The sequence below is a fragment of the Methylocystis silviterrae genome, from assembly GCF_013350005.1.
GTDB lineage: Bacteria > Pseudomonadota > Alphaproteobacteria > Rhizobiales > Beijerinckiaceae > Methylocystis > Methylocystis silviterrae.
The window spans coordinates 350514-366602 of record NZ_JABVWW010000002.1 but is presented as its reverse complement, the minus strand read 5'-3'; the positions used below and the strand labels follow the sequence as shown (position 1 = coordinate 366602).

The following is a 16089-nucleotide window of genomic DNA, read 5'->3' as shown; positions in this document are numbered from 1 at the left end:
ACGAACATTTCGACGAAGTCAGAGCCCGAGATCGAGAAGAACGGCACGCCCGCCTCGCCGGCGATGGCGCGCGCCAGTAGCGTCTTGCCGGTGCCGGGCGGTCCAACCAGCAGCACGCCGCGCGGAATGCGCCCGCCGAGCCGCTGGAACTTCTGCGGATCGCGCAGGAATTCAACGATCTCCTGCAGATCCTCCTTGGCTTCGTCGACGCCGGCGACGTCCTCGAAGGTGACGCGGCCTTGGGTCTCCGTCAGCAGTTTCGCTTTCGATTTGCCAAAGCCCATCGCGCGGCCGCCTGCCCCGCCCTGCATCTGCCGCGCCATGTAAATCCAGACGGCGATGAAGAGAAGCAGCGGCAGCCCATTGACGAGCAGAGTCGAGAGCCAACCCGGACTGTCGTTCGCGGGCTTGGCGCTGATCTGCACTTTCTTCGACTCAAGCTTCTGCACGAGCCCCGGATCGCTCGGCGCATAGGTCGTGAAGGAGCGGTTGTCGTTAAAGTGGCCGGAAATCTCATTGCCGGACATCGTCACGTCATGGACGCGGCCTTCGTCGATCTGCACCAGCAGCTCGCTGAAGGTGATTTCGCGAGCCGGCGTGCGGGTCTGCTGATGCTGGAACAGCCCGAAAAGCAACGCGCCGACTGCGACGAACAGGACCCAAGGCAAATATTTCTTCCAATTCGCCTTCATTTTCACCTCCATGACGAGAGCCGCGGCGGGCCGGGCGTCGTCGTCAATATGTATGCATCCCCCGCCGGAGCCAAAGATGCCTCGACGAGCGCAGGATGAGATTAGAAGTAATCTAGGTCAGGATGGCGCAATCGCCAAACAGGCGTCATAATTCGCCAAAGGTTGGGGCGGATGCGCAAGATCGTCATCGTCGGCCTAAATGAATGCCTAGGCTCGGCTTTCTGGGGATTGACGGATATTTTGACGCTCGCGCGGCGCGCCGTCGTTGGCGCCGAGGCGCCCGCTGAAAGCGCTGAAGATCCTTTCTATGTCGTTACGGCAAGCGCGGACGGCGAGTCGATCCGCGACCGCGCGGGGGCGAGCTTCCCTGTCGCCGCGTCCTTCAAGGCCATTACGACCTGCGACGCGATCATCGCGCCGAGTTTTTGGCCCGACGAGGACGGAAAGCCGCCGGACATGTCGCGCTTTGGCGCGACGGTCGCCGAATTGGAAATCGGCGACCTTAAAGCGAAGCTTATGTCCCTGACGGATTAATCGTCATTGCGGCGCACGGGGGGCTGAAGCCTAGCCAACTAGTCATTGTTTAAACCGGGAGTACGGGCTGCAAGCTGAAACAGAGCGGCGCTCTCTTGCGCGGCGCGGCAGGTGCATCGCAACAGCTTTTCCTACTTGGCTTATTTTGGAGTCGGTGCGCTAATTTGTCGCGCCTGCCTCAGATGCGGCTCTTCGTTTCCACAATGGGGCAGCGAGCCATAGGACAAACGCCATGAATGCGATCTCAGCGATTCTCTCAATTTTCGCCGCCGCCGCCGCCATCACGCTTGCGATCACCGCCTTCGTGAACGCCTGATCGTCGTTCGCCCAAATCTAAGAAGCGTCGCTCGCCGCCCCGCGGCGAGACGCCGACGCCCTGCATTTTTTTAAATTGCCCCTCGGACCGCTCCCCGGCGAAAAGTTGTTTTGCTCATGACCGGCAGCAGCCCGTTTGGCGCAGCCGTTCCAGATCGGCAAGATTGATCAGCGGCGCCGTGGCGTCGCCCGCGAGACTTTTGAACGGCGCGTTCATCGCAGCGCCGACTTCATAAAGCACAGCAATCATGTCGGCGCCGTCGATGCGCATCGGCGGCGCTAATGTTTCACCGGCGCAGCCGCGATCCGACAGCAGGCGATGCATCGACCTGTCAAAAACGCCGATCATATGCGTCAGAGCGGCGGTTTCGGCGATCGCATTTAGCGCGACGCCGAGTTGACCAATCGTGCGGTCGATGGCGGCCTCCGTCGCGCGAGCATCTCCGATAGCGTGGAGCGTCAAACGACTCGCTTCCCAAATCAGCGGGCTTTCGACGCGTAAGCCGTCCGGCAAGCCCCCCACGAAAGCGGCGTTCAACATCGTGACGCCGGCGGTCGGCAGCAACCTCAACGCTCCGGCGACGCATTCCCTTTCGTCGAGCGCAAGAATGTAGAGCGGATCCAGCGAATCAAAATAATCGACGACCGCCAGCGGATGGACGGCGCCGGACGGGTGACTGACATGCGCGCGAGCGGACGCGAGACGCAGGCCATACATCTCATCCATGAGTCGGGGAAAGAGCGCGCGCGATTCGCCGGGCAGCAGCGCGATCATCGCTCCCGCCGATCGATTGAAGAAAAGTCAGCGGGAGTCGACTCGATCACGGAACGAAGCCGTTCGACGCCGACGCGGATGAGCCCTATCCGGCAGGCCTCCTCGACGGCATTGTCGACCGAGGCGGCGTGAAGCCGGGCGCGCGCCGTTTCGAGCCAGAAGCGCACGGCGGTTGGAGCAGCGCCAAGCGCGACCCCGATCTCATGATCGCTGGCTCCTTGGGCCTTAAGGCGCAGGCAAGCGAGCTCCCGATTCGACAGCCGCATTTCGACGGGGGGTTCGACGCCAAGGGCGCCTCGCACGCTAGCGTGAAAGATCGCGCTCATAACCATGAGCCGGCGAATCAGGGCGCGGCGCCGCGGCGGCAGGGATGAAGCGTCCTCAGCGCAGCAGACGCTGAACAGCCCATATTCGCCGCTTCGGCCGCGCAGGGGAATGGAGAAGCCGTTGGCGCCGAGATTGAACTCCAGCACTTCGCCCAGGAGTTTTTCAACCACCGGATCGTCGCGATCCAGCAGGCGCCAATCGACTGGCGTTATCCCCCCGAAACCCGCGCGTACGACGGGCTCGAGGTCGACACGGCGCGCCTGGGCATAGGATTTTCGCCACGAGGCGGCGTGAATGGCTGACAGCAGCGGTCGGTCGGCGCGCCGGGTCGGCAGGTTGAAGGCGACATATCCGACATGAGAGACGCCCGCCGCCCGCAAGACTTCATCAAGGAGCAAGATTTCATCAAGGAGGTTGTAGCGGACAGTCCGCCGATCGGCGCGCGCGAGCCGATCAATAAGATCGAAAACATCTTCGCGATACACGCTGAACGCCTATCGTGCCAAAATCAATAAGCAATTTGATACACAGTCGCTGGCGGGCAGGCAATGCGCCGCGCGTCGAATGGCTTTGACGAAGCCGATCGTTCGCCGCCGGCGAAAAAAAAGAGCCCGGCCGATCGGCCGGGCTCTTTCATATCGATCTTCGGGCAGGATCAGTATTTCGCAACAATCGGGGCAGCGCCCCAGTTGAAGTGATAGTTCACGCCGGCGCGGACGATGTTGCCGTTGAAGCGAGTCTGCGACTGAACGACGTTGAACGTGAATGGCGCGTTGCCGGCCAGAGTGACCAGCGGGCTGGTCGCATAGCTGACGTTGCCAAGGTCGTAATAGAGATATTCGACCTTCGCCGACCAGTTCGGCCAGAACATCCACTCGAGGCCGCCGCCAGCCGTCCAACCGACGCGCGTGTCGGAGAAGGAGCCAGCGCCGCCCCAGACCGGCGTCTGAATCGAATTCGGGATCAGCGCTTGGAAGATGCTCGTGTTGGAGGTCACGCCGCCATAAGCGAGACCGCCGGTGCCGTAAACAAGCAAGGTCGGGGTGAAGAGCCAACCCAGACGACCGCGCACAGTGCCAAGATAATCAATTGAACGGTTCACTGTGGAGATCGAGCCAGTCGACTGCGCAAAGCCAGGGATCAACAGCGCGCCGGCAAAAGTCGTGTTTTGGTTCGAAGTGGCGATTCCCTGAATGTCTGCTTCAACGCCAGCGACAAAGCTGTTGTAGAACTGCCAGTTGTAGCCAATCTGACCGCCGCCGATGAACCCGCTGTTGTTGCCGCCGCCGGCGCTAAAGGTCGACAGAGCGGTAATCGTTGCTTGAAACGGCTGCGCGCCGCCAACGCCGGCATTGAACACCGGAATAGACGAAACATTGACGCTGTTGCTATTCGCCCACGTTCCGCCAGCATTCAGACCGACGTAAAAGCCGGTCCACAGCGGTGGCGGCGGCGGCGGGGGCGGCGGCGGCGCCTTGTAGCTGGGCAGATCTGCCGCAAGGGCCGTGCTGGCGGTCAGCGCCAGCGCCAGTGTGACGAATATTCTTTTCATCTGAAATCCTCACTGCCGATAGGCGACAAGCTTTCGCCGGACCGCTGCTACGAAACCCAAGCAATTGCTTTGCCTCGAGCGCAATCAAGCAATGCCGCACGCGCACAGTCAACACGAGACAACAAGCGTCAGTCGAATTTTCGATCGGTGTGGCGCCGAGGCCACAAGGGCTAAGTCACCGGGCCTCGTCAAACGCGCCGGGCCACGCCAATATCTGGCGGCGACGCCATGGATGTCGGCGTCAACTCCGGGCGCGCCGCCCGCGTTCAGACTCGCCATAACAGCGTCCAGCCTGGGAGCGGATACGGGCGTCAGCCAAAAAAAGAGCCCGGCCAATCGGCCGGGCTCTTTCATATGGATGGTCAGGCTGGATCAGTATTTCGCAACAATCGGGGCAGCGCCCCAGTTGAAGTGATAGTTCACGCCGGCGCGAACGATGTTTCCGTTGAAGCGGGCCGAGGACTGCGAGATGTTCGCGAAAGCCGCTCCAGCAGGGGAGTTGCTGACACTGACAAACGACGTGGAGACCGTCCCGAGGTCGTAATAGAGATATTCGACCTTGGCCGACCAGTTCGGCCAGAACATCCATTCCAGTCCACCGCCAGCTGTCCAGCCGACGCGGGTGTCCGCAAAGGATGACGCACCGAACCAACCGGTAAACGGAATGGGAGACGGAATTGCCGCTCCTACGACGCTGATGTTCGATTGCACGCCGCCGTAAGCAAGGCCGCCGGTGCCGTAGACGAGGAGCGTCGGCGTGAACAGCCAGCCGAGGCGGCCTCGGACCGTTCCGATGTAATCCAAATTCTTCGAGACGTTGATGCCCTGGAAGGCATTGAATCCAGCAACAAACCCACCGGCTGTTACTGGCACAGCCGTAAAATAGGTGTTGCTGGAGCGGGTGCTGGCAATGCCCTGAATGTCCGCCTCGATGCCCGCGACGAAGCTATTATAGAACTGCCAGTTATAGCCAATCTGGCCGCCGCCGATGAAGCCGCCGTTGTTGGAAGTCGTGAAAACTCCGCTTGCGCCAAGCGCGGCGGCGGTCGCGGGTCCAATGGCGACCAACCCACCCGCAGGATCAAGCACGATGGGGCCGTTCGTGAGCCTGACGGTGTTGCTGCTGCTCCACGTTCCGCCAGCATTCAGACCGACGTAAAAGCCGGTCCACAGCGGCGGCGGCGGCAGCGGGGGCGGCGGAGGAGCCTTGTAGCTGGGAAGATCGGCCGCCAAAGCCGAGCCCGTCAGCGCGACCACAAGAGCGGCGACGGAAAGAGCTTTTTTCATCTGAGTCCTCGTTCCTTGGAGGCGGAAAACTTCGCCTGATTGCCTTGTTGAAACTTTCAGCGATCGCTCGCCATGCATTGCACTCAATCAGTCGAGGCCGCGCACAGTCAATCCAAAAGCCCCGTATCTTGCGGGCGCTCGGTCGGAATTCCGGCTGGTGTGGCGCCGGCGCCACAATGGGTTCGGAGCCGGATCGACTTAGATCTCGCCCACGGCGAAGCAGCTGGTCGAAGCCATGACGGCCGCGGGCGACATACCGTCGTCTGACGGCGGTTCCCATCGCGACTCGAGTATGGAGAGAAACGGTGATCAGCGCGCGCTGATAGGAGCTTCGCCCTGCTATGAACGTGATTGGAGGCGATGGCTCACTGCAATCGGCCTTGCTTCGAAGGGGCCGCTAGCCGTTGGAGGCCGCGCGGCGCGCGATCGCGCCGCGGCGCCAATCCTCTTTCGAGCCGTCCGTCAGCTTATCCTCCAGCATACGCGCGGCGACCAGATCGAGCCGTCCCACGGGGCGAATTCCCACCCAATCAAGCCGTTGCGCGGGCGCAAGCGACCCCAGCACGCGCGAACAGCTCTTGCTGAAATGACGCAGAGGCAGAAGCAGAAGTTCAAATTCCGAGGCGCCCAGCGCTGTCCGGGCTTGCGCGACAAGCGGCGTTTGGGCGTCGATGACCCCTCGAATCGCCTCAGCAACCTCCTCCTGCCGCTGCGCTCGCCACCATTCTAGGAAGAGGCGTCCCTTCTGCTCGCGCTGCCAGAGGGCGTTAACCCGAGCGCCACAGAGACGGAGCGGAAGTCGGCGTTCCGGGTCCACTTCGATGATGAATATGTCCGGCAAAATGTGGCGAATCGCGACGGGATCGATCTCCGCTCGATCCGGCGCCGCCCGTTCTCCCTTCAATCGCCCCCAATAGTCGTAAAGATCCCTGGTGACCGGCAATCTCATTCTAACCCGCCCGACGCTCGCGCGCCCCCGCCCAGGATTGGGACGCTTTCCCGCTTATAGTTCCAATTCTTCCCGACAATAGCAGCCTTCGTGCCATCGGAGCGGCGATCGCCAGGATGGCGGAGCTGACCAACGGCCAGGACCCCGCACCTACAAAAAGGCGAGCGAAAGCAACAAGCTGAACTTGTCGGAAGCGATCTCGAGCGACCCGCTGGCGCGCTCACGACTCAGTTCTTGTCTCTCCGCCAGGCGTTTCAGATCGGGACGCTCGCCGACGCCGGTCGCGTTAGATTAGCATTGAGGCTGCGCGGGCTCTTGCCCAGCAAAACGTACAGGAGCGAACGTGCCCGCAAGTCGAGAACGAATTTTCAATCTCCCGATAGTGACGAAGACGCTGATCGTCGCGCTAACGGCGACGCAGCTCGTCGTCGCTTACGGTCCTTTGGAGTTCTCAAACTGGCTGCTAACGACATTCGCCTTCATCCCGGCGCGCGTGACGCTTGAAGGCGGCGCCGAATACGCCACCCTGCTGACCTACTTTTTTTTACACGGCGATTGGACGCATCTCATCGTGAATGCGTTAGCGCTTGCAGCATTCGGCACGCCGGTCGAACGTCGATTCGGTTCGGCGCGCTACCTCCTCTTTCTCGCCGCAAGCGCGTTCGCAGGCGCGTTGTTGTTTCTTGCGCTGCACCCATACGAAATCGCCCCTGTCGTGGGCGCATCAGGCGCGATCTCTGGAACAATGGGGGCAATTGTGCGTTTCGCATTTACGCCAGGTGCGCGGCTGGCGGACAACAGGGGCAGCCCCCGGACGCCATACGACGAGGAATCGCATTTCACTTCGCTGTCGCAACTGCCATTGAACCGACAGGCGATGTTTTTCCTTGTCGCATGGTTAGCGGTGAACGTGCTTCTTGGCGTCTTTCCGCAGGCGGTCGGCGTGTCGAGCGCGATCGCCTGGGAAGCGCACGTCGGAGGGTTTTTGTTCGGCCTGCTCTTTTTCAACTTCTTCGATCGCGCGGGTCGGCATGCCCTGAGTTCGCAGTAACGCTCTCCGGCTGGCAAGGGAGGCCGATCGAGAGCGAAAAGGAGGGCCAGATGACGATCTCGAACATACTCGCGGAGAAAGGAAGAGAGGTGGTGACTGCGAGCGCCGACACGACGCTGCACGAGGCGGCTCAGCTCATGATGCGCTATCGAATCGGCGCGCTCGTCATTCTGGACGACAGCGGCCGACTGGCCGGACTGATCGCCGAGCGCGATATCGTTTCAGCGGTCGCGCTGGACGGGACAGAGGCGCTGACGCAGCGCATATCAGCGTATATGCAGCCCAGTCCCCAGCCGGCGAGAGAAGACGACGCCGTCGAGAATACGATGCGCGTGATGACCATCGAACGGCGCCGGCATATTCCCGTGGTCCGGGAAACGCGCCTCGTGGGCCTCGTGTCGATCGGCGACGTCGTCAAATACCGCATTCGCGTCATCGAGGAAGAGCACCGATCGATGCGCGAATACATCGCCCAAGCCTAAGGACTCGACGAGGCCGGCAGCGGGATGTGGGCGAAAATGTTGGGCAGCGCGCGCTTCGTCGCCTCGCGCCCCACATGGATGAGCTGCTCCGCCTTGTGAAAGTCGAACATGCCGACCTCCTCCAGTCGCGCCGTGATCGTGGCGTCTGGCGGGTCGCCGGCCAACCGCGAACGCAGGATTCGATCCTGGATGATGTTGAAGGCGTCGATCATCGCGGTGGCGACGTTCGGCGCATCGCCCGGCTGACGATCGAAATAGCGGGGCAGGAACCGATCGACAAAGGACGCGTCCGCCTTCTCGAACGGCCCGGCCTCCGCGGCGCGATGCAGCGCGGCGGGATCGTCGCGGATGACGCGCGCGCGATACATCGTGTCGGCGGTGACATTCACGGCGATCACATATTCGGCGCCGAGGGCGCGGCACACGGTGACCGGCACGGGATTGACCAGCGCGCCGTCAAAGAGCCAGCGATCGCCAATGCGCACCGGCTCGAAAACGCCCGGCAACGCATAAGATGCGCGGATGGCGAGCGACAGGGAGCCATGCTGCAGCCACACCTCGTGGCCCGTGCCGACCTGAGTCGCCACCGCCGCGAAGGGTATGGGAAGGTCTTCGATCTCCACGCCTTCGAGTTCCTTCTCCAGGGCGGACCGCAACCGTTCGCCGGTGATGAGGCTCGCGCCGGAAAATGAGAGATCCATCAGCGTGAAGACGCGCCGCTTGGTCAGGGTGCGGGCAAAGGCTTCGATCTGATCAAGCTTACCGGCGGCGTAGCATCCGGCGACCACGGCGCCGATCGATGTGCCTGCGATCACATCAGGCTTGATGTCATGGGCGGCGAGCTCGCGCAGCACGCCGATGTGCGACCAGCCGCGCGCCGCGCCTGCGCCGAGCGCCAGTCCAATCGTCGGCTGACCGCGTCTTTGCTGTTTGGCCTCGGTATCCGCCTTGCGTACGAGGGTCGTCGGAGGGGCTTGTGGTTCGTCCGTCATCGCGCTGGCCGCATTGGCATCGAGAAGTTGGGGGTTGCGTGAGCGTAGCGATAACATGCGGGCGGGCCTTCCTGCGCCGCTGTCGTCGTCGTGGTCAGCGGCACCAGATATATTTGGAGACCAGCCTGCGCTTCGGAAGGTGGCCTTCAGGTTAACTTTCCGCCAGATGATGGGCGCCTAGGCGCCTTCGGCGGAGAAAACCAGCGCGCCATCGTCGCCGAGCGCCCGATAAAAGCAGGACTTCCTCCCCGTATGGCACGCCTTGCCGTCGCCGCCGACCTCGACCTCGAGCAGCACGGCGTCCTGATCGCAGTCGACGCGTAGCGAGAGCACCTTTTGCGTCTGCCCCGAGGTCTCGCCTTTGCGCCAGAGCGAGCGCCGAGACCGCGACCAATAATGGGCGAGCCCCGTCTCGATGGTCTTTTCGAGCGCGAGTTCGTTCATATAGGCGACCATCAGCACGTCGCGCGTCGCCGCCTCCGTGGTGACGCAGACGATGAGGCCGTTCGCGTCGAATTTCGGCGCGAAAACGCTCCCCTCCTCCACCTCTCTGGACGCCTGCGACATCACCGCGCCCCGCGCAGCAGCGTATAGAAACGCGCCTGCTCGGCCGGATCGTCACGGAAAACTCCGGAAAACTGCATGGTGACCGTGGATGATCCCTGCTTCATCACGCCGCGCATCGACATGCACATATGTTCCGCCTCGACCATCACGGCGACCCCGCGCGGCGCGAGCGCTTCGTCGATCGCCGCCGCGATCTGCGCCGTCATCGCCTCCTGAGTCTGGAGGCGGCGGGCAAAAATCTCGACAAGCCGGGCAAGCTTCGACAGACCGACCACCCCGCCCGCCGGATAATAGGCGATGTGCGTCTTTCCAACGAATGGCACGACGTGGTGCTCGCAATGCGAGGTAAAGGGAATGTCGCGAACGAGCACGAGATCGTCGTAGCCTTCGACCTCCTCGAAGACTTTCGACAGGACCTCGTCGGCGCTTTCTCGATAGCCGCTGAAGAACTCTTCATAGGCTTTGACGACGCGACGCGGGGTGTCTCGCAGCCCCTCGCGGTCCGGATCGTCTCCCGTCCAGCGCAACAGGGTGCGCACGGCGGCTTCGGCTTCATCGCGGGAGGGGCGTTCGACGGTTTTCACCGTCTCGAGCGAAGAAAAGGGACAGGTCTTAACCACGTCATCCATGTGGCGCCTCCAACTGACTAACGCCGCCCGCCCTCAAAAAAGCGTCGGCCGCCTCGCGCCTAGCACGAAACGTGCAAGGCGCCCCTCAAATCGTCGCCCTCTCCAGATGGTTCGAGATCACGCGAGAATTCGAGACGAACGAGGGCCGCTGACGGCCCCCGGCGCGACCCGCCGCTTTCGCGAGCACGCGCAAAATCCTATATAGAGATTTACCAAGGCGATGGTAAGGCCTTGGCTTGGATGCACCGGCGGCGATGCTCGACAACATTTACAATCAACGCATTCTGGAGCTTGCCGGAAACATTCCGCGCATCGGCCGGCTGCCGCGCCCGGACGCGACCGCCTCGGCCTATTCCAAACTCTGCGGCTCGACGATCACCGTCGATCTGAGGCTGGAAGACGGGAAAGTGGCCGACTATGCGCATGAGCTGAAGGCCTGCGCCCTGGGCCAGGCGTCGGCCTCGATCATGGCGCGCAATGTGGTCGGCTCCACGCCGCAGGAGCTGCGCGAGGCGCGCGACGCGCTGCGCCGAATGCTCAAGGAGAACGGCCCGCCGCCGACCGGCAAATGGGCCGACCTCGCGGTGCTGGAGCCGGTGCGCGACTATAAGGCCCGGCATGGGTCGACGATGCTGGCCTTTGACGCTGTGGCGGACGCAGTGACGAAGGCGGAGGCTTGATCGCAAGCCGAAGAGGGCGGAAAAGCTCTCATCCTGTCGCCTCGACACGCACTCTATAGCCACGACAAGGGCCGTCCCAGTTGATCTCACAAGATGCGGAACGGACGGCTGGCCGACAGGGCGCCCTCGGATGGTGGCGCGCGACGCCCCTCTATCTACGCATTCTGGGGGCCGTGGCGCTGGGGCTTGTCGTTGGCGTCACGCTTGGCGACCAGGCGGCGGCGCTCGAGACGCCGGCCAAGCTCGTCCTGCGGCTCCTGGGGGCGCTTGCCCCTCCGCTGATTCTGCTGGCGATCATGCAAGCGCTGATGCGCGCGCATCTTGGCGGCCGGAAGGCGCTGCGGCTGGTGACGCTGCTGTTGACGAACACGCTGGTGGCGATCGGCATCGGCCTCCTTGTCGCCAATGTCCTTCAACCCGGGTCATGGTCGAACCCCGCGCCGGCGCACCCGCCCGCCAAGGCTGCCACTGGCGCCGATCCTCTGGCGCAATTCCTGGACAGCGTGCCCAAAAGCATCGGCGGACCATTTTCAGACAATGGCACGGTGATGGGCGTCATCTTCATTGCGGTGGCGCTCGGCGTCGCGCTGAGAAGCCTGCGGCATCATGAGGTGCGCACCGTCGAAGACCTCGTTCACGTGGCGCTGACCAGCCTGATTACGATTCTACACTGGATCATCGACCTGGTGCCCCTCGCAGTGTTCGGCATCGTCGCCAGCATCGTCGGCGTGAAGGGCTTTGGCGATTTCCTCGCTTTGGGGGGCTTCGTCGTCGCCGTGCTCGCGGCGCTGACGTTGCAAGCCGGCTACTACCTCATTCGCGTGCGACTGGGTTCCTGGGCGCCACCACTCTATGTGCTGCGCGGCGTGCGCGACGCTTTGGTGATGGCGTTTTCGACCGGCAGCTCCACCGCCACGATGCCGGTGACCTATGCGCGCCTGCGCGAAAATGTCGGGCTGCGCGAGGAGTCCGCCAGCATGGGCGCGCTCGTCGGCGCGAATTTCAATAATGACGGCACGGCGCTCTATGAAGCCATGTCGGCCTTGTTCGTCGCGCAATTGCTCGACATGCATTTGACGATCAGCCAGCAGTTCATTGTTGTGGTGACGTCCGTCGTCGCATCCGTCGGCGCGGCCGGCATTCCGGAAGCGGGTTTGGTGACGATGACCATGGTCTTCAAGGCCGTGGCGCTGCCCACCGACTACATCGCCATGCTTTTCACCATCGACTGGTTCCTGGACCGCTGCCGGACAGCCATCAACGTCATGGGCGACGTAACGGTCAGCTGTCTGCTGGACGGCAAAACGCGCGAGCGGCCGGAGACGCGGCCGCCCTGAGGCGCCCGAGAGGCAGCAAAAGACGCTGCAAGAGTCTCGCCCCGACGCCCCTTTCCGCCTACGCTCGCAGCATGACCCCTGCCCCGATTCGCATCCTCGGCATCGATCCCGGCCTGCGCAACACCGGCTGGGGCGTCATCGAGGCGCAGGGCTCGCGGCTCTCCTTCATCGCCTGCGGGCGCGTGCGCTCCGGCGCAAGCCTCAACATGGGCGAGCGGCTTTCGCAGCTGCATTTAGGGCTGATGGGCGTCATCGCCGATCATGCGCCGCAGGAAGCGGCGATCGAGGAGACTTTCGTCAATCGCGATCCGCAGTCGGCCTTGAAGCTCGGACAAGCGCGCGGCGTGGCGCTGACCGCGCCCGCGCTCGCCGGCCTCGTCATCGCCGAATACGCCGCCAATCTCGTCAAGAAGACCGTGGTCGGCGCCGGCCACGCCGACAAGGCGCAAGTGCAGATGATGGTGCGGGTATTGCTGCCGGCGAGCGGAGCGACGAGCGCCGACGCCGCCGACGCTCTGGCGGTCGCGATCTGCCACGCCCAGCACCGCGGCGCGCGACTGCGGATCTCCGCATGATCGGCAAGCTCAAAGGGCTCATCGACAGCTATGGCGAGGATTTCGTCATCCTCGACGTCAATGGCGTCGGCTATGTGGTGCATTGTTCGACGCGCACGCTGCAGAAGCTGCCGCGGGTGGGCGAAGCCTCCGCGCTCGCGATCGAAACGCAGGTGCGCGAGGATTCGATCCGGCTCTTCGGCTTCGCGACCGAGTCTGAGCGCGACTGGTTCCGGTTGCTGCAGACCGTGCAGGGCGTCGGCGCCAAGGTGGCGCTGGCGATCCTGTCAATTCTTCCGGCGAATGATCTCGCCTCGGCGATCGCCATGCAGGACAAGGCGACCGTCTCCCGCGCGCCGGGCGTCGGCCCGAAGCTCGCGGCGCGCATTGTCGCGGAGCTGAAGGACAAGGCCCCCGCCTTCGGCGCCGTCGACCCTGCCCTGGCGCGGCTCTCCGGCGAGGAGCCGGAAAGCGCGCCGTCGGCCGCGCGCGATGCAATTTCCGCTTTGGTCAATCTCGGCTACGGGCGCCCGCAGGCGGCGGCCGCTGTGGCCGAGAGCCTCAAGCAGCTCGGCGAAGCCGCCGAGGCTGGCGCGCTGATCCGCCAAGGCCTGCGCGAACTCGCGCGCTGAACGCGCGATCAGGCGGCGATCACGTCGCGGTAGATTTCGGCGAGGCTCATCTCGAATTCTACCGCCGGCAGGCGGAGCGTGTCGCCGATTGATCCAAGTCTCGGACGTTCAAAGAAACCGCCCTCGACACGGTCGAGGACATCGACGGCGAGATGGTCGCGCTCGACCAATACATAATGTTGCAGCGACGGAAGTTTTTGATAGAGCCCCCATTTTTCCCATCTGTCGCGATGGGCGGAGCCTTTCGACACGACTTCGATCAGCACGACCGGGTCGTCGAGCGAGGTCGCGTCGGGCGGCAGCGGCCCACAACGCACCATAACGTCAGGGAAACACGCGAGATCCAGGAGCCGCTGCTTCAGGTAGAACGTCTCGTCGAAAGGGCGACAGTCCGACCCGCGCCGCCGAAACTCGTTCATCAGGGCGACAGTCAGATTTTGGATGATGCGCTTGTGCTCCCAGCGCGCTCCGACCATCATGCGCACGACGCGGCCGCCGATCAGCTCCCACTTCTCGTCGGCGGGCTTGTCGGGGAGAAGTTCCTCGAAATCGTCGAGGGACATATACTCGTATCGTGATGAGAGACGGCTCACGGGCTTGGCTCCTCTCGGCGTCAGTCTAGCACAAACCCCTATTCTGCGCAGCCGTTTGACTATCGAGCGCGCTCGGACCATGACGATTGGATCGGCGGATGACGAGACTGAACGGCAAAGTGGCGCTCGTGACGGGCGCCGCCCGCGGAATCGGCGCAGCGATCGCCAAAGCGTTCGTCGAAGAAGGCGCATTCGTCTATCTGACCGATGTGAACGACGAAGGCGGACTCGTGGCGGCTGGCGAATTCGGCGACCGCGCCGCCTATGCGCGCCTTGACGTTCGCGATGAAGCCGATTGGCATGGCGTCACCGACGCCGCGCTTTCCGCGCGCAAACGACTGGATATCGTCGTCAACAATGCCGGGATCACCGGCTTTGAAAACGGCGCGACCGCTCACGACCCCGAACATGCGAGCCTCGAAGACTGGCGCGCCGTGCACGCGACGAATCTCGACGGCGTTTTTCTGGGGTGCAAATATGCGATCCGCGCGATGCGGCCCGTCGGCGTAGGGTCGATCATCAATATTTCGTCCCGTTCCGGGCTCGTGGGTATTCCCGGCGCGGCGGCCTATGCCTCGTCTAAGGCAGCCGTCAGAAATCATTCCAAGACTGTCGCCCTGTGGTGCACGGCGCAAGGGCTGGCGATTCGCTGCAATTCCATTCATCCTGCGGCGATTCTCACGCCGATGTGGGAGCCGATGCTCGGAACCGGTCCCGAACGAAAGGCGCGCATGGAGGCTCTTGTGCGCGACACGCCCCTACGCCGCTTCGGGCGGCCCGAGGAAGTCGCTGCACTCGCCACCTTGCTGGCCTCAGACGAAGCGACCTATGTCACGGGCGTCGAACTCAGCATCGACGGCGGGCTGCTCGCCGGATCGGCAGCGAATCCAGGATAAGGCGTTCCGAATCCCTGGCCCGCGGTATAAATGTCGGCGCAAGCGTCGAAGCTTTATGGCCATGCCGATCGGCGTCGGAGACCTGACCCTTGACCACGCCTCCCCGCCGCCTCGTAACACCAGAAGAACGCGACGACGACGCTGACGCGTCGCTGCGGCCGCTGTCGCTTGCCGATTTCACCGGCCAGGAGGCGGCGCGCGCCAATCTCAAGGTGTTCATCGAGGCCGCCAAGACGCGCGGCGACGCGCTCGATCATGTGCTGCTCGTCGGCCCGCCGGGATTGGGCAAGACCACGCTGGCGCAGATCGTCGCGCGCGAGCTTGGCGTCAATTTTCGCTCGACATCTGGCCCCGTCATCGCCAAGGCCGGCGACCTTGCGGCGCTGCTCACTAATCTTGAACCGCGCGACGTGCTGTTCATCGACGAAATTCACCGGCTCAATCCGGCGGTGGAGGAAATCCTTTATCCGGCCATGGAGGATTTCCAGCTCGACCTGATCATCGGCGAGGGTCCCGCGGCGCGTTCGGTGAAGATCGACCTTGCGAAATTCACCCTCGTCGGCGCGACGACGCGCGCCGGCCTCCTGACGACGCCGCTGCGCGACCGCTTCGGCATTCCTGTTCGGCTGAATTTCTACACGCCGGAAGAACTGGAGCTGATCGTCAAGCGCGGCGCGCGCGTGCTGGGGATCGGCGTCGACGTCTCGGGCGCGAAGGAAATCGCGCGCCGTTCGCGCGGCACGCCGCGCATCGCCGGCCGCCTTCTGCGACGCGTGCGCGACTTCGCCGTCGTGGATGGCGTGGGATCAATCACCCGCAAACTCGCCGATCACGCTCTGTCTCTCCTCGAGGTCGATTCAATCGGCCTTGACGTGATGGATCGTCGCTATCTTAATCTGGTGGCCGTCAATTTCGGCGGCGGCCCGGTCGGCATCGAGACGATCGCCGCGGCGCTCTCCGAGCCGCGCGACGCGATCGAGGACATTATCGAGCCGTTTCTTTTGCAGCAGGGCTTCTTGCAGCGCACCCCGCGCGGGCGCCTGCTGACGCCGCACGCGTTCCGTCACCTTGGCCTCGCCGAACCGGCGCGTCCCGCGGCGCAATTCGGATTGTTTGGCGAAGGCGAAGACTAATCGGCGATCACGCGGTGAGCACGAAATAAATCATTGCCCCAAATAAGAGAACGGCGGCGATCTCGCCGGCATGCTCCAGCGCCTTCAGCGCGCGGCTTAGAAATTTCGAGTT

General features: G+C 63.3%; 19 protein-coding genes. 9 read left to right on the top strand and 10 right to left on the bottom strand.

Annotation, left to right across the window (positions count from 1 at the left end):
* On the bottom strand, positions 1-692 hold a 692-nt coding region (locus tag HUN39_RS03660; RefSeq protein WP_175093127.1), incomplete at its 3' end, for an ATP-dependent metallopeptidase FtsH/Yme1/Tma family protein.
* 171 nt (positions 693-863) lie between these two features.
* Here HUN39_RS03660 and HUN39_RS03655 point away from each other — a divergent pair.
* Complete coding sequence (locus HUN39_RS03655; RefSeq protein WP_232365881.1) at positions 864-1226, top strand: type 1 glutamine amidotransferase family protein; 363 nt, start codon at positions 864-866, stop codon at positions 1224-1226.
* Between the two features lie 430 nt (positions 1227-1656).
* Here HUN39_RS03655 and HUN39_RS03650 read toward each other — a convergent pair whose 3' ends face one another.
* From HUN39_RS03650 to HUN39_RS03630, 5 genes are all read right to left on the bottom strand, one after another.
* Positions 1657-2316 carry an acyl-homoserine-lactone synthase gene (locus HUN39_RS03650; RefSeq protein ID WP_175093126.1) on the bottom strand — a complete coding sequence of 220 codons (660 nt, stop codon included), beginning with the start codon at positions 2314-2316 and terminating at the stop codon, positions 1657-1659.
* Complete coding sequence (locus HUN39_RS03645) at positions 2313-3128, bottom strand: autoinducer binding domain-containing protein (RefSeq protein WP_175093125.1); 816 nt, start codon at positions 3126-3128, stop codon at positions 2313-2315. Before HUN39_RS03645 ends, HUN39_RS03650 begins: the two co-directional genes overlap by 4 nt.
* Before the next feature lie 170 nt (positions 3129-3298).
* Entirely contained in the window at positions 3299-4195 is an 897-nt protein-coding gene (locus HUN39_RS03640) for an outer membrane protein (RefSeq protein ID WP_175093124.1), read from the bottom strand.
* Positions 4196-4567: 372 nt separating this feature from the next.
* On the bottom strand, positions 4568-5482 hold the full coding sequence (locus HUN39_RS03635) for an outer membrane protein (RefSeq protein ID WP_175093123.1): 915 nt from the start codon (positions 5480-5482) through the stop codon (positions 4568-4570).
* 397 nt (positions 5483-5879) lie between these two features.
* Complete coding sequence (locus HUN39_RS03630; RefSeq protein WP_175093122.1) at positions 5880-6431, bottom strand: PAS domain-containing protein; 552 nt, start codon at positions 6429-6431, stop codon at positions 5880-5882.
* 493 nt (positions 6432-6924) lie between these two features.
* Between HUN39_RS03630 and HUN39_RS03625 the strand changes: the two genes are divergently transcribed.
* A complete protein-coding gene (locus HUN39_RS03625) occupies positions 6925-7482 on the top strand; it encodes a rhomboid family intramembrane serine protease (RefSeq protein WP_332310718.1) in 558 nt (185 codons plus the stop codon).
* Between the two features lie 50 nt (positions 7483-7532).
* The gene (locus HUN39_RS03620) at positions 7533-7964 is read left to right on the top strand and encodes a CBS domain-containing protein (protein ID WP_175093120.1); all 432 of its coding nucleotides are present in this window, start codon (positions 7533-7535) and stop codon (positions 7962-7964) included.
* Here the strand turns inward: HUN39_RS03620 and HUN39_RS03615 are convergent.
* The 3 genes from HUN39_RS03615 to folE form a co-directional block, all read right to left on the bottom strand.
* Positions 7961-8956 (bottom strand): patatin-like phospholipase family protein, encoded by a 996-nt coding sequence (locus tag HUN39_RS03615; protein WP_175093119.1) that lies wholly within the window; start codon positions 8954-8956, stop codon positions 7961-7963. The genes HUN39_RS03620 and HUN39_RS03615 overlap by 4 nt on opposite strands.
* A gap of 177 nt (positions 8957-9133) precedes the next feature.
* Entirely contained in the window at positions 9134-9523 is a 390-nt protein-coding gene (gene hisI, locus HUN39_RS03610) for a phosphoribosyl-AMP cyclohydrolase (protein WP_175093118.1), read from the bottom strand.
* Entirely contained in the window at positions 9523-10152 is a 630-nt protein-coding gene (gene folE, locus HUN39_RS03605; protein ID WP_175093117.1) for a GTP cyclohydrolase I FolE, read from the bottom strand. The genes hisI and folE overlap by 1 nt, the downstream gene beginning before the upstream one ends.
* Before the next feature lie 254 nt (positions 10153-10406).
* On the opposite strand from folE, the gene HUN39_RS03600 reads away from it, so the two are divergent.
* From HUN39_RS03600 to ruvA, 4 genes are all read left to right on the top strand, one after another.
* Complete coding sequence (locus HUN39_RS03600; protein ID WP_175093116.1) at positions 10407-10832, top strand: iron-sulfur cluster assembly scaffold protein; 426 nt, start codon at positions 10407-10409, stop codon at positions 10830-10832.
* Between the two features lie 80 nt (positions 10833-10912).
* Entirely contained in the window at positions 10913-12169 is a 1257-nt protein-coding gene (locus HUN39_RS03595) for a dicarboxylate/amino acid:cation symporter (protein ID WP_210266815.1), read from the top strand.
* A 71-nt stretch (positions 12170-12240) separates the two neighbouring features.
* Positions 12241-12744 carry a crossover junction endodeoxyribonuclease RuvC gene (gene ruvC / locus HUN39_RS03590; protein ID WP_175093115.1) on the top strand — a complete coding sequence of 168 codons (504 nt, stop codon included), beginning with the start codon at positions 12241-12243 and terminating at the stop codon, positions 12742-12744.
* Positions 12741-13355 (top strand): Holliday junction branch migration protein RuvA, encoded by a 615-nt coding sequence (gene ruvA, locus HUN39_RS03585; protein ID WP_175093114.1) that lies wholly within the window; start codon positions 12741-12743, stop codon positions 13353-13355. Before ruvC ends, ruvA begins: the two co-directional genes overlap by 4 nt.
* Positions 13356-13363: 8 nt before the next feature.
* On the opposite strand, the gene HUN39_RS03580 is transcribed toward ruvA, so the two are convergent.
* Positions 13364-13948, bottom strand: a complete 585-nt coding sequence (locus tag HUN39_RS03580) for a Uma2 family endonuclease (protein WP_332310717.1) — start codon at positions 13946-13948, stop codon at positions 13364-13366.
* A gap of 98 nt (positions 13949-14046) precedes the next feature.
* Here HUN39_RS03580 and HUN39_RS03575 point away from each other — a divergent pair, with 98 nt between their 5' ends.
* Positions 14047-14844: an SDR family oxidoreductase gene (locus HUN39_RS03575; protein ID WP_175093113.1), complete on the top strand. Its 798-nt coding sequence runs from the start codon at positions 14047-14049 to the stop codon at positions 14842-14844.
* Between the two features lie 89 nt (positions 14845-14933).
* Positions 14934-15977, top strand: a complete 1044-nt coding sequence (gene ruvB / locus HUN39_RS03570) for a Holliday junction branch migration DNA helicase RuvB (protein ID WP_175093112.1) — start codon at positions 14934-14936, stop codon at positions 15975-15977.
* Positions 15978-16089 lie beyond the last annotated feature (112 nt).

Coding starts and splice junctions, on each gene's coding strand:
- HUN39_RS03655 (WP_232365881.1), top strand. CDS start 864: ATGCGCAAGATCGTCATCGTCGGCCTAAATGAATGCCTAGGCTCGGCT.
- HUN39_RS03650 (WP_175093126.1), bottom strand. CDS start 2,316: ATGATCGCGCTGCTGCCCGGCGAATCGCGCGCGCTCTTTCCCCGACTC.
- HUN39_RS03640 (WP_175093124.1), bottom strand. CDS start 4,195: ATGAAAAGAATATTCGTCACACTGGCGCTGGCGCTGACCGCCAGCACG.
- HUN39_RS03635 (WP_175093123.1), bottom strand. CDS start 5,482: ATGAAAAAAGCTCTTTCCGTCGCCGCTCTTGTGGTCGCGCTGACGGGC.
- HUN39_RS03630 (WP_175093122.1), bottom strand. CDS start 6,431: ATGAGATTGCCGGTCACCAGGGATCTTTACGACTATTGGGGGCGATTG.
- HUN39_RS03620 (WP_175093120.1), top strand. CDS start 7,533: ATGACGATCTCGAACATACTCGCGGAGAAAGGAAGAGAGGTGGTGACT.
- HUN39_RS03615 (WP_175093119.1), bottom strand. CDS start 8,956: ATGACGGACGAACCACAAGCCCCTCCGACGACCCTCGTACGCAAGGCG.
- hisI (WP_175093118.1), bottom strand. CDS start 9,523: ATGTCGCAGGCGTCCAGAGAGGTGGAGGAGGGGAGCGTTTTCGCGCCG.
- folE (WP_175093117.1), bottom strand. CDS start 10,152: ATGGATGACGTGGTTAAGACCTGTCCCTTTTCTTCGCTCGAGACGGTG.
- HUN39_RS03600 (WP_175093116.1), top strand. CDS start 10,407: ATGCTCGACAACATTTACAATCAACGCATTCTGGAGCTTGCCGGAAAC.
- ruvC (WP_175093115.1), top strand. CDS start 12,241: ATGACCCCTGCCCCGATTCGCATCCTCGGCATCGATCCCGGCCTGCGC.
- ruvA (WP_175093114.1), top strand. CDS start 12,741: ATGATCGGCAAGCTCAAAGGGCTCATCGACAGCTATGGCGAGGATTTC.
- HUN39_RS03575 (WP_175093113.1), top strand. CDS start 14,047: ATGACGAGACTGAACGGCAAAGTGGCGCTCGTGACGGGCGCCGCCCGC.